General features: G+C 55.5%; 10 protein-coding genes. 3 read left to right on the top strand and 7 right to left on the bottom strand.

Going from position 1 to position 11,970, the window contains the following annotated elements; translation table 11 throughout:
- Nucleotides 1-172 precede the first annotated feature (172 nt).
- Both LNA76_RS06150 and LNA76_RS06145 read left to right on the top strand, forming a co-directional pair.
- Nucleotides 173-787 (top strand): ATP-binding cassette domain-containing protein, encoded by a 615-nt coding sequence (locus tag LNA76_RS06150; protein WP_094196511.1) that lies wholly within the window; start codon nt 173-175, stop codon nt 785-787.
- Between the two features lie 201 nt (nt 788-988).
- Complete coding sequence (locus tag LNA76_RS06145; RefSeq protein WP_230018449.1) at nt 989-2,098, top strand: class II histone deacetylase; 1,110 nt, start codon at nt 989-991, stop codon at nt 2,096-2,098.
- A 43-nt stretch (nt 2,099-2,141) separates the two neighbouring features.
- Here the strand turns inward: LNA76_RS06145 and LNA76_RS06140 are convergent, their stop codons facing one another.
- From LNA76_RS06140 to LNA76_RS06110, 7 genes are all read right to left on the bottom strand, one after another.
- Nucleotides 2,142-3,077, bottom strand: a complete 936-nt coding sequence (locus LNA76_RS06140) for a helix-turn-helix transcriptional regulator (protein WP_230018447.1) — start codon at nt 3,075-3,077, stop codon at nt 2,142-2,144.
- 248 nt (nt 3,078-3,325) lie between these two features.
- Complete coding sequence (locus LNA76_RS06135; RefSeq protein ID WP_230018446.1) at nt 3,326-3,937, bottom strand: superoxide dismutase; 612 nt, start codon at nt 3,935-3,937, stop codon at nt 3,326-3,328.
- A 54-nt stretch (nt 3,938-3,991) separates the two neighbouring features.
- Nucleotides 3,992-4,471: a hypothetical protein gene (locus LNA76_RS06130; RefSeq protein WP_094196515.1), complete on the bottom strand. Its 480-nt coding sequence runs from the start codon at nt 4,469-4,471 to the stop codon at nt 3,992-3,994.
- A 303-nt stretch (nt 4,472-4,774) separates the two neighbouring features.
- On the bottom strand, nt 4,775-6,205 hold the full coding sequence (locus LNA76_RS06125) for a hypothetical protein (RefSeq protein WP_108727389.1): 1,431 nt from the start codon (nt 6,203-6,205) through the stop codon (nt 4,775-4,777).
- Between the two features lie 244 nt (nt 6,206-6,449).
- Nucleotides 6,450-8,372 (bottom strand): PIG-L family deacetylase, encoded by a 1,923-nt coding sequence (locus LNA76_RS06120; protein WP_230018444.1) that lies wholly within the window; start codon nt 8,370-8,372, stop codon nt 6,450-6,452.
- A 166-nt stretch (nt 8,373-8,538) separates the two neighbouring features.
- Nucleotides 8,539-9,702, bottom strand: coding sequence for an NnrS family protein (locus tag LNA76_RS06115; RefSeq protein WP_094196519.1), 1,164 nt, complete (start codon nt 9,700-9,702; stop codon nt 8,539-8,541).
- A 79-nt stretch (nt 9,703-9,781) separates the two neighbouring features.
- Entirely contained in the window at nt 9,782-10,261 is a 480-nt protein-coding gene (locus LNA76_RS06110; RefSeq protein ID WP_230018441.1) for a MarR family winged helix-turn-helix transcriptional regulator, read from the bottom strand.
- Nucleotides 10,262-10,675: 414 nt separating this feature from the next.
- Here LNA76_RS06110 and LNA76_RS06105 point away from each other — a divergent pair, with 414 nt between their 5' ends.
- Nucleotides 10,676-11,815 (top strand): FAD-dependent monooxygenase, encoded by a 1,140-nt coding sequence (locus LNA76_RS06105; RefSeq protein WP_009454531.1) that lies wholly within the window; start codon nt 10,676-10,678, stop codon nt 11,813-11,815.
- The last annotated feature ends 155 nt before the right edge of the window (nt 11,816-11,970 follow it).

Here is an 11,970-nt window from a genome sequence, read left to right as displayed (position 1 = left end):
TTTATTTCTGCTGAACCCTGCATGGTCACGGCGCAGCAAGCAGCCCAAACATCAGTTAATAAAGACCTATACTAAGGCGCCTGTTAGGGGCAGCCCCGAACTTATTTTTTTATCCCGCCTCGGCACAGCATCTTGTATCTGTCCAGGCGCTTCTTTAGCAGTGATTTCCAGCATGCTACGCATAGAAAATCTCAGTAAAAACTATGGCGACTACCCCGTTTTCAAGGGGCTGACTCATACCTTTCAGCTTGGCTGCGTGGCGCTTTGTGAAGAAGACAGCACCGGCAAATCCACCTTGCTGAACATTATTGCTGGCTTGCTCGAACCAGATGCAGGCGAAGTGTGGATAGACGGGTATTCGCTGATGAAAGCGCCCCAACAAGCCCGCGCCCGTATGGCCTATGTCCCCGATAACTGCCTGCTGTTTCCGTCTCAAACAGGCCGCCAGTTGCTGGAGCAAGTGGCCGCTGAAAAGAAAACCCGTGTTGATGACATTGCGCTGGATCTGGCCTACCGGCTAGGCCTGGAGCCACACTTGGACAAGCGTTTTGAGCAGATGTCCACAGGAACGCGCCGCAAGGTGTTTCTGGCGGCAGCGGCTTTGGGTGCGCCGGCTGTGATCATTGCCGATGGCCCCAGCAATGGCCTGGACACACAGGCTCGTGCCGCTTTGGCAGAGCAATTCCAGATTTGGTCACAAGACCGTGTTGTGCTGTTTGCCAGTCACGATGCGGAATTGGTAGAGGCCTGTGGAGCACACAGCATCAATATTGCCGAGCTGGTGTAGTCCTTGGGCAGTGCCCGTCATCTATCAGTCAATCAGCTTCAAGAAAGAGGCAGAGGACGCTTTGGAAGACGAGCGTCCTCTGCCTCTTTTTCTGTGGGTAGTTTCCTAATCAGTTCATAAATTCGGCAATCCTACGGATTCTTTCAGTTGTCCAGATCCCTACTATGGTTAAGCCAAACAAACCAAAACAAAGGAGACGACATGGCAACAGGATATATTTGGAACACTCTTTACGGCTGGGTAGATACCGGTACGGGCAGCCTTGCCTCGGCTAATCTGGGTGCCCGTTTACAGCCGATCAGCCACCACCTGGCTCACCCGGATACGAAGCGCCGCTTTCACGAGCTGGTTTGCGCATCCGGTCAAATTGATCATCTGAGCAGCATCCAGGCCAAGCCTGCACGCGACAAGGATATTTTGCGTGTTCATACGGCCGAGCATCTGGAAAACATGAAGCGTGTCAGTGCCTTGCCAACTGGGGGGGATACAGGTGATGGCGTTACCGCTATGGGGAATGGCGGACTTGAAATCGCCATGCTTTCCGCCGGCGGCGCGATTGAGATGGTCAAAAAAGTGGTCAGCCGTGAAGTGAGCAATGGCTATGCCTTGGTGAATCCACCCGGCCACCATGCGCCTCGTGCCGGTGCGATGGGTTTTTGCATTTTCAATAACACCTCGGTGGCCGCAGCGTATGCTCGCGAGGAACTGGGCCTGGATCGTGTCGCGATTCTGGATTGGGATGTCCACCACGGCAATGGAACCCAGGATATTTGGTGGAATGACCCGTCGGTGCTGACTATCTCCTTGCACCAGCACTTGTGTTTTCCGGCCAATAGCGGCTTCACGACTGAGCGTGGTGAGGGTGAAGGCCTGGGCTACAACTTGAATATCCCTCTGCCTCCTGGCGGCGGGAATGCCGCCTACCTCTATGCTATGGAAAAAGTGGTGTTACCTGCGCTGCGCGCCTATAAACCGCAGCTGATTATTGTGGGTTCGGGCTTTGATGCCAGCATGATGGACCCGCTGGCACGCATGATGGTGACGGCTTCCGGTTTCCGGCAAATGGCGCGTCAGGTGATCGACTGCGCCGAGGAAGTCTGCGAAGGTCGTATCGCCTTTGTGCAGGAGGGTGGCTATAGCCCGCACTATCTGCCATTTTGCGGTCAGGCCGTGATTGAGGAACTGACAGGCGTGCGTACGCTGGCTGATCCTTATGCGGAGTTCCTGGGCGGGATGGGTGGCGACACGCTATTGGACGCGGAACGCGCCTGCATCGATGAGGCCGCAGCCCTGTTGAGCGGACTGCGTTAATTCCTGATGTGCCAGTGTTAAGCGGCGTCCCGGATCGTGTCTCTTAATGGCACAGTCCGGGCACTGCCGCCAGGATCGCACCCTGTGCATCCGGCACATACCAATGATTCAGAGCCGCTGTGACAGCGGCTTCTGTTCGTCGGGTGATACCCAGTTTGCGCAGCAAGGACGTGACATGCGAATGCACGGTGCGTTCGCTTAAAAATAGGCTGGCGGCAATTTCCCGGTCGGTGTAGCCCGTTACCAACCAGCCCAGCACCTGCATTTCCTTGGCACTGAGTGCAGCGGGCAAGGGGGCGGGCAGCAGTCGCACCAGAACATCGCCCTTGGGAAAGCGCTGCGCTTGCAGTCGATAGCTTCGTTTGCCTTCCAGCCAGAACGCTTGCAAGGTCGAGGTTTTCCGGCCCATGAAGGACAAGGCTTTAGCCAGTGCGGGGCTGAACTGGGAAGCGTCAGAGAGCATGTCCTCACGCATGATCAGCCCGCCTGCCTGTGGCACCAGATGTAAGACGATGCCGTTTTGCGAGACCATGTTCTGCATGGCCTCTTCCAGCAAGATTTTCGCGCCCAGCGCCAGTGTGCGGACATGGCGATTGAAGCATCCTGCTTGTTGGGAAGAGAAGTGAATCATTCCCAAATACGAGTCCCCGTGCTGTAGTTCTACCGTCATCCCATCTTGAAACCCGCCACGCAGCAGGGCATCGGTATAGATGGCAGTACTGCGAAAGGGTGGATCCATGGTGTCCGAGCACTCGGAAATAGAAGGCGGCAGCAAATCGTGCGGAGAGGCCTGTGCTGTAAAGCCCGGTGCGTAGATTTGTGGAAAGCCGGTTCCCAAGGCCGACGCGCAGTTCAGGTTATAGCCTTCGCAATGCAACTCCAGATGGGTACGGCTTTGCGGTGCACAACCCAGAAGTTGCACCGCATCGAAGTGAAACAGGGAACGCAGGGATTGAATACGATCGCCGAGACTGAACATGGCAGGGCCTGAGGATAAGTATGGTAAGGGTGCTAATAATCAACATAGCGTTTGGTGATTGAGAGCGCAATTGGGCCAAACCCAGGCGTGGGAGCGGGACTTTGTATGAATGCATCCCCAAAGCAAAAACCCTCCAGAAATGGAGGGTTGCTTGAAAAAGGCGGCAAGCCAAACTGCTTGATACCGCCCATCTCCGGGCGGGGAGATAGCTTAGGGCTGGTGGTAAAACGACCGGCGGCAGAACCGTCTTATTTAACGGCTTCCAGATATCGTCTTAGCACTTCGGGCCAGTTGATCACATTGAAGAAGGCGGCAATGTATTCAGGCCGGCGATTCTGGTATTTCAGGTAGTAGGCATGCTCCCACACGTCTAGGCCCAAAATGGGCGTGTTGCCGTGCATCAGTGGGCTGTCCTGATTGCCGGTGCTCTCTACCACCAGTTTCTTTTCCGGGGTGACACTGAGCCAGGCCCAGCCACTGCCAAAGCGTGAGATTGCCGCCTTGGTAAAGGCATCCTTGAATTGTTCGAATCCACCGAGATCCTGGTCTATGGCCTGGGCCAGGTCCTTGGGAATAGTGGTATCGGCATCCGGTGTCATCACCGTCCAGAACAAACTGTGGTTGGCATGGCCGCCGCCGTTGTTGCGCACCACATTGCGTACGGATTCGGGCAGGGTGTCCAGTCCAGCAAGCAGCTCATCAATAGGCGGGTACGGTAAGTTGGCTGCTTCCAATGCCGCATTCAGATTGTTGATATAGGTCTGATGATGCTTGCTGTAGTGAATTTCCATGGTCTGGGTGTCGATATGGGGTTCCAGAGCATGGTAGGCATAAGGCAGGGCAGGTAAGGTGTAAGACAAAACGCACTCCTCGATAAACCCCCGGCCAGCGGTGCCTGGGGGACAGATTGAAACTTAATGAGAAAAAGAGCGTTCCTGCGGGCTGACGGCTCCTAAGAAAAGGGCAGAGCAGGTGGGGACATGATGGGGGTAGCGACGCGCATAGCGCGCCAGCTCGGCATAGGTGCGTCGGCTGTGTTGCCAGGCGGCCATGCGCCAATCATCGGCCAGGTGCGTGTTGGCCGCCGCCCAGCACAAGGTTTCGTGCGCGGTACACAAGAGCAGGCCTTGTTCGTCACTTTGATCTAGCTGTTCGCAAGCATCGGCCAGATTCAAATGGGCAATGACCCAGGCGGCAATGGTGGCGTCGGCCCCTTCACAAGCGCCAAACAGCAGCGGTTTTACATAGGCGCGGGCCTGTTGGTAGTGCGCGATGGCATCGGTGTAATTGCGAGATTGAAAGGCCTGGTTTCCCTGCGTAATCAAACTACGCCAAGAGGCGAGCTCGTCGCGTTGGGTAAGAGCGTGTTGGGGCTGTTGGGTAACGGTCTGCATGCTTTGCTCCTGATAAAAGGTAGCGCATCAATAATGAAATTAATGATAATGATTTGCATTTATATTATCAAGGAAATCCAAAAAGCAAATCGTAAGCAGATCAAACGTCAGTTGGAAAGGAGCGGGGCGGGGGCGCTGAAGCCAGTGGTGCTGCGGCTTTTCGGGCTTGGTTGACGTGTTTAGGTGTATACCCTGTAGCGCCCGGATGCTTGTTCCAAATCAAGTTCACGTCGGCTACAGGACAAGAAAAAAGGCTGAAAGCCCGGGGGCGTTCAGCCTTGATATCAGTTTGTCTGAATCGTCTTAACGACGTTTTACTGACAACTCATATTCCATATCCTGCTCGTAGCTGCCCAAGGACATGGCTTTGACTTCGTAGTCGCCCGCTTCCAGCTGGACTTCCAGACGGGCATTCATATCGCCGCCGCTATCATCGTCTTCGGCAACGGTTTGGCCGTCTTTGCGCAGTACCAGGTAGGTGTCAAAGATAGGCGAAGTCATATCAATGATGTAGCTGCCAGGCTGGCGCACGGTCAACTGGTAGCTGTCGCTGGTGATGCCTTGCAGCATCAGTGCCTGGCGGGGTTCGCCTACACGGATGGTGCCGCCGCCAGCATTGGCAGGGACGTCATCAGCCACGGCGGACAGGGCAAACAAACCGGCTTGATTGGCGCCAGAAATCTTCACCTGGTGTTCGCCTGCAGCCAGTACGCCACGGACGCGTTGTTGGCCGGCTTCATCGCCGTATTGGTTGGCGCTGGTGGAATCCACTTCCATGGTGGCTTGGAAGCCTTGGGCGTCCATGAGCACCGTCACCAGTTTGGGTTCGGGCAATGTGAAGCTGTAGGTTTGGGTCTCACCGGTAAACAAGCCGCTTCTGCCTTCGCCGTCCAGCACCAGGCTATCGCCATTTTTCAGCTCGACCTCGCCAGTCATTTCCTCTGGCTTGATCTGCAGCGAGAAGCCACCCTGGAAGTTTTGCGAACCCATGGCCGAGCTGGCCTGCACAATGTATTCACCGGCTTTCAGGTAAACCTGCAGGCGTGCATCGGTGCCGCCACCGTTGTCATCGTCCGAAGCCAGTTCCATGCCACGACGGTCCATCAGTTTCAGATAGGCATCCAGGCTGTTTTGCTCGGCCTTCATGGCCAAGCTGTACAAGCCGTCTTTGTCAATATTCAAGCGGTAGCGTTTTTGACCTCCCAATGCCCAGTCATGAATAGTCTGGTCTGGGGTCAAAGGCTCGCCTGTGTAGGCTTTCAAGGTGTCGGCCATAATTTGGAAAGGGCCGAAGGAGCTGGTGTTAAAGCCGCTGATCACCACCTGGTAGGTGTCGTTGAAATCAGCCTTGAAGCCCAGTGTGGTGGCTTGACCCTTGGTTTCGCTCTCTGGGCAGTCCTCACAGCGCTGGGTACGTGTCACCAGCTCGCCGTTTCGCAGCACAGTGATTTGTGGGCGTAAGGGACCGGTGACGCTGATCTTGATAAGTTGGCCCGCTTCGGCTTTCACATCAAACAGGCTACTGCGCACGCCATCGCTCAGGTTCAAAAAGCTTTTGCTGGTTAGTTCGCCAGAGACAGATTGGCCCAATACCAGGGTTTGGGCAGCATCGACGGTGCTGGGGGTACTGACCGGGCCGCTTGTCGGTACGGGTACGTTTTTGGCGTAGTAAATAGCGCCACCGGCGCCGATGGCCACGCCCAACAGGGCTGCAAATAAGGTAGTTGGCTTCATGATCTCTGAAGAGTAGCTAAAAGAGTAAGGCACCGATAAGCCGGCGATGGTTAGCGGGCGATTGTACTGGAGCTAGGACAATGAGCGCACACTGTCGTAATCATATGTTACGAACTGGACCGGAGTTTCGGGTTGACTGCTGAGGCGTGAATCAATAACTGGATTCGCTTGTTGGCCCGGCCCCCCCTTGGGAGCAAGGGCCGTCTTAGCGTACTTTGTTACGTTTTAAAACGCAGCGTGGAGCTCAAGGCTGCACATAAGGCTGCTTGATAAAGGCGGGGGCTTCACGAAAGGACTGTCCTCCCCCCGGTGGTGGGGGCTGGGTCAGGGCAACTTGCACCCATTGGCCGTGCCGGCGCTCCAGCAGTCGATAGCGCTGCTCGGGACCGACCGGGCGGCTGGCCAGATACAAGGTGCCGTTCAGTCTGTATAGCGCAGGCTGAGAGGCAGACTGTTTGTCCACTTCCCGTTCCTGCCCTTGATCAAGCAGCACAATCGCGCCGCCGGGGTTTTTCTGAACCGCGACAATGACTTGTTCTTTCTCGTCCAGGCTCAGTGCGGGTGTTCCCACATAGTTCAAGCCCAGGTTTTGGGGGGCCGTCCAGCCTTGCTTGCCGCTTTGTGTCAGGCGCAGCAACTGCTGGCTTTGACGGTTGCGCAGATACAACTCAATATGCCCTTGTGCATTCAGGATAGAAGCCAAGCCGCCACTACTGGCAGGAGCAGGAATCGCTTGCCAGTCCTGCCATGTCAAGTCGCTTTGCTGATAGGTCTGGAATAACTGGCCCTGCAAATTGCTGGCAAATATATGGGGGCGCCCTTGTCTATCCAGGCTGAGAGTGGCGGGGTAGGCGGCATGTTCCAGCGCAGGCAGTGCTGTCCAGGCCCCCCAACCGTAGTCGGGCTGGCGCGCGGCGCTCCAATAAAAAAGGCCGTCGGTTCCCATGGCGACCGCCTGACTGTCCCGGCGGCTGACGATAGGGGTATGCAACATGCGAGGGCCGGGTATTTTTTGCCAGGCCAGCCAATCGTTCTCATCGGGGGAGCGGCTGAACCAGACCTGTCCGGTAGCATCACGCGCAAACAGACCAGGGCTCCCGTCTGCGTAGTGAAAGGCGCTTAAGGCTTCGGCTGTGCGTCCGCCCAAGGTCATCCAGCGTTGTTCTTGCACATCCCATTGGTTGATGGCGTCGTTTTGTTCGCCCGAGGCGAAAAAGCTGAGCTTGCCTTCCTTGTCACTTAACAGGCTGGCCGGATAGTCGGCACGGCTAGTGTAGTAACTGCGCTGTACCCATTCGGCGGCGGGGCCGGCGGGTTCCTGACACACAGCGGGGCCTTTGCAGGCGTGTTGGTCGTGCCAGGCGTAGCGTCGGAAAATCTCGGTTTTACTGTGGATTTCATTCAAGGTCAGATTGCGAGCCTGTTCTTGAATGGGATAGTCCACATAGCCAATTTGTGCGTAATTTCCGGGGGCCGCCAGCATGGCCTCCCGAACCAGACGGGCGCTGGCGATATGGTCCGGGTGTCCGTGTCCGGTACAACGCCAGCACAGCTGGGTGTAAGGCACCGGGTTGGTGTCATCCAGATAGCGAACACTGGTGGGCTGATACAGCCGTATCAAGGCGGCCAGTGTCTGGACCAACTGCTCGCGGTTCAGTGTCTGTTGCGGGCTATCCAGTGTTTGCACGGTTTGGCCAGGTACCGATTCTGCGCGGCTCAACGGGGTCAGACTCCCCCAGCCTGGGCCCAGCCAGGGATCTTGCAGACGTAAATGGCTTAACTGAATACCCGGTCTGGACCGCAAGGTAAATTGCGTGATCGAGGCACTGCCGACCATCAAGCGGGTTTGCTGCCATTCGTTGACCAGCCCGGCCATAAAGGCATAGGCGGCGCGTACACCTTGTTCGCGGCGGTACATATACTCCAGCCCACCTTTGCGTTCACTGGCGGTCAGGTACAGAACCTGCATGCAGGCACCGGCCTGGATACTGCTGGACAGGTCTGGGTTCATGAATAGCAGGTCGTCATCCATATGGCCAACAACGACCAGGTCCCGACTGCCATGACAGGCATCCGCGGCTTGGGTAGAGAGCGGCCAGAGCAAAGCACACAGTCCGCCAAGCAGAATGCGTTTCAAGAAGGGGCCAGCCAGACAGGCAAGAAACATGGGATGAGTGCGCGGAATAAACAAGGATCAGAACGATCCGTCCCGCGTTGCTTGCAGAGGATGCAAACAACGTGCCTGCTTAGTATAAGCAGGCACTGTCAGGCAGAAAATAAAGATACATGGCGCCAGGGACTTTGTTTTTTAAAGTGTGGCGCCGATGCTGCGCTCAGTTCAGTCTGGGGCGAATCAACATGGGAGCAAACTGATGCAGGTAATTGAGCATGGCCAAAATCCAGCACAGACCAGAGACATGCAGCAAAGGCAGGCTCCAACTGCTGGGGATCAGGGCCAACAAACGCAAGACGCAGGCAGCAATCAGAAAACCGTAACCCAGCACGACTTTGGGCGTGGCACGCAAGGGGCGACCCAAATGACCTAGAGCGGTACGGGTCAGCATGCCGATAATCATGATGCTGAAACCGGCCAAGCCCACAATATGTACCGGCCAGGCAGCGCGTAGAATCCAGCCTGCTTCATAGGCAGCAGCACTTAACAAGCCGATAGCCAGACCGGCATAGCCCAGGTACAAAATCCACAACAGGGGGGTGTGACGGCTGGCCCACGGTTTCCAGCGTACCCACTGAAAGCAGGCAATCAAGCCCAACGCAGCCAGAACCATAGCCAGAGCCAAGCGCCAGGGGCTCAGTGACAAAGCAATGGCGATGGCGCTCAACCCCATTTGCCAATGACCGCTACGAGTTTGAGCAGGTAGGCTCAAACCCGGCAAGGCACGCATGGCAAAGAAGGGAATGATGCGGCGAGCAATCAGCAAGGTGATCAAACCCATGGTCCAGAAACCGCTGTAGAAGTAGGGCATGGGATCTTGCCCTTGCAGCAGGCTGTACATGAACAGGGCATGGCTCAGGCCCAAGGCCAGCATGGCAAGGGGGATGCCGTAATTGCGTTTGTTGCGAGCGATCAGAATCACACGGGCCAGTTCAGCGGCGGCAACAGCAAAGAACAAGGCGTCCAGCAGCAAGGCGGCGATCAAGCCGTTGGGAAGCAACAGGCTCAAACGTGCCAGAATCCAGATCAAACACAAGGCCCCCAAAGAGGAGCCGCGCAGGGTGGGCTGTCCTGTCCAGGTGGCACTGGCTGTCAACAAAAATCCCACGGCAATGGTGCCGATAAAGGCCCAGAGCATTTCATGAGCATGCCAGTACAGGGAGGGGATGGCTGCATTGGCCAGCCAGCCGGGCGCATAGAGCCAGAGCGCAATGCTGGCCGCGCCCCAAAGCGTGGCTAAAAGATAGAGGGGTCGAAACCCCAGTTCCAGGAATGCGCGCCATTGTGGGCGAGTAGAGACGGGGGAGGCAGTTAAAGGAGTCATGGCAGATCAGTTAAAAGATGTATTTTAAATATATCTTAAAGGCCGAATAAAACATAGTCTCTTCAAGTGATGTTTGGCCTTATTCCTTGTCGCTCATATCCAGCGTGCTATCGATCATTTTGCGCAGCAGATAGACGATGGCCACGCGTTCTGCAGGGTTCAGATTGCCCATAGTCAGTTCGCTGATGGTATGGGCGCGCGGGATGACGCGACCGAGCAGTTCCTGCCCTTGTTGGGTCAGCTCCACAATCACCTTGCGTCTGTCATCTTTGTCCGGTGCCAGTTCGATCAGATTGCGCGACTTCAGGCGCTGAATAATGCCCCGTATGGTGGCCTGGTCTACCGCCGTGGCTTCGACCAGCTCGGTTTGCGAGCTGGGGCCGTGATCGCGCAGGGCGCATAAAGTCACGAACTGAATAGCGGTTAGCTGGGTGTCGCCCACGTAATGCTGAAAGATGGCCGTGTGCCGTTGGCCAGCCTTGCGCAGCAGGTGGCCGATTTGTTCGGTGACATCGTAGGACAAGGTTTGAGGCTCAGAAACGGGGGAGGTAGGCTGCATAGTCTTTCTGTCTTGTTGTGGAGTGGGCAGGCCAGTTGCGTAACAACTGGGCAAAGTATACCTGTCCAAGGAGCCGTTCACGCCTGATTCAGATCAGTTGCTATGCATATAAAGTATTTGCTATTGCAGGGTGTGCACCGCAATAAACAAGTCTACACACTGTTAAATTCATAAATTAAATAAATTTTATGCTTCGATGGTCAAGGCTTGCCTTTGTTTTAAATTTTTATTTTAAGCTGTTGATTTTAATCTGGTAATTGGTTTTAAAGCTAAGGTTATAAGCAGTTTTTCGATAGCTGATGGTAGGTATAAACCCTAGTTCAATCACCTGTTTTCATGCTTAAACTTAGTGTGTACACTACTAAAAAACATGTAGTGAGCACTTTTAATTTGTGCCGTGATTTGGAGCTAACGATGGAAAAAACAGTCAAGATTGCGATTGTAGGGGCCGGTCTTGGCGGAGCCGCTGCGGCGACTCTGTTGCAGCAAGCTGGCTTTGAGGTAGAAGTATTTGAACAGGCGCCAGAATTCTCGCGTTTGGGTGCCGGTATCCACGTGGGCCCCAACGTGATGAAGATTTTCCGCCGTATGGGTTTGGAAAAAGCGCTGGATGATATGGGCTCGCACCCGGACTTCTGGTTCAGCCGTGATGGTGAAACGGGCGACTACCTGTCCCGTATTCCGTTGGGCGAGTTTGCCAAGAAAGAATACGGTGCGTCGTACATCACCGTGCATCGTGGTGATATGCATGCTTTGCAAATTGACAGCATCAAGCCCGGCACCGTGCACTTTGGCAAGCGTTTGCAAAACCTGGTGGATCGGGGTGACGACGTGCTGCTGGAGTTTGCCGATGGCACCAGCGTGACAGCTGACATTGTGATTGGGGCTGATGGTATTCACTCCAAGATCCGCGAAACCCTGCTGGGTGTCGAAGATCCGATTTACAGCGGCTGGGTGGCCCACCGTGCCCTGATCCGTGGTGAGAATCTGGCCCGTTTTGCCGATGAGTTCGAGGACTGTGTGAAATGGTGGACCGATGACCGTCACATGATGGTGTACTACACCACTGGCAAGCGCGATGAGTACTATTTTGTGACTGGCGTGCCACATCCGGCCTGGGATTTTCAGGGGGCGTACGTAGACAGCTCGCAAGAAGAGATGCTGGCCGCATTTGAAGGCTATCATTCCACGGTTCAGAACCTGATCAAATCGACCGAAAGCATTACCAAGTGGCCATTGCGCAACCGCAATCCGCTGCCTTTGTGGAGCCGTGGTCGTCTGGTCATGTTGGGTGATGCATGTCATCCCATGAAGCCACATATGGCCCAAGGTGCTTGCATGGCGATTGAAGATGCCGCCATGTTGACTCGCTGCTTGCAAGAGACCGGTTTGTCGGATTTCCGCACAGCCTTCGATCTGTACGAGCTCAACCGCAAAGAGCGCGCGACGCGTGTTCAGTCCGTGTCCAACGCCAATACCTTCTTGCGCACGCAAGAAGATCCGGCCTGGGTTTACGGCTACGACCTGTACGGTCAGGACCTGAAGTCCAGCTAAGCCGTGCGCTGCGCTGAACTCGGGAGCGATCCGGGTGCAGCGCATCAATCTGATCGGGTCCCGCTGTGCATGGCCTCTCTATAGGGATAGAGCTGGGCATGTGCAGTCGGGAGTCACTGTTGATACATCATTTCTCATCCGTAAACAGTCTGCAG

Origin of the sequence: Alcaligenes sp. MMA (assembly GCF_020907215.1) — a bacterium.
Lineage (GTDB): Bacteria > Pseudomonadota > Gammaproteobacteria > Burkholderiales > Burkholderiaceae_B > Alcaligenes > Alcaligenes aquatilis.
The sequence above is the reverse complement of the archived record's forward strand: the minus strand, read 5'-3'. Positions and strand labels throughout refer to the sequence as shown.

What these genes read in the sequence shown, in the direction of transcription:
- LNA76_RS06150 (WP_094196511.1), top strand. Translation starts at nt 173, where the DNA reads ATGCTACGCATAGAAAATCTCAGTAAAAACTATGGCGACTACCCCGTT.
- LNA76_RS06145 (WP_230018449.1), top strand. Translation starts at nt 989, where the DNA reads ATGGCAACAGGATATATTTGGAACACTCTTTACGGCTGGGTAGATACC.
- LNA76_RS06140 (WP_230018447.1), bottom strand. Translation starts at nt 3,077, where the DNA reads ATGTTCAGTCTCGGCGATCGTATTCAATCCCTGCGTTCCCTGTTTCAC.
- LNA76_RS06130 (WP_094196515.1), bottom strand. Translation starts at nt 4,471, where the DNA reads ATGCAGACCGTTACCCAACAGCCCCAACACGCTCTTACCCAACGCGAC.
- LNA76_RS06125 (WP_108727389.1), bottom strand. Translation starts at nt 6,205, where the DNA reads ATGAAGCCAACTACCTTATTTGCAGCCCTGTTGGGCGTGGCCATCGGC.
- LNA76_RS06120 (WP_230018444.1), bottom strand. Translation starts at nt 8,372, where the DNA reads ATGTTTCTTGCCTGTCTGGCTGGCCCCTTCTTGAAACGCATTCTGCTT.
- LNA76_RS06115 (WP_094196519.1), bottom strand. Translation starts at nt 9,702, where the DNA reads ATGACTCCTTTAACTGCCTCCCCCGTCTCTACTCGCCCACAATGGCGC.
- LNA76_RS06110 (WP_230018441.1), bottom strand. Translation starts at nt 10,261, where the DNA reads ATGCAGCCTACCTCCCCCGTTTCTGAGCCTCAAACCTTGTCCTACGAT.
- LNA76_RS06105 (WP_009454531.1), top strand. Translation starts at nt 10,676, where the DNA reads ATGGAAAAAACAGTCAAGATTGCGATTGTAGGGGCCGGTCTTGGCGGA.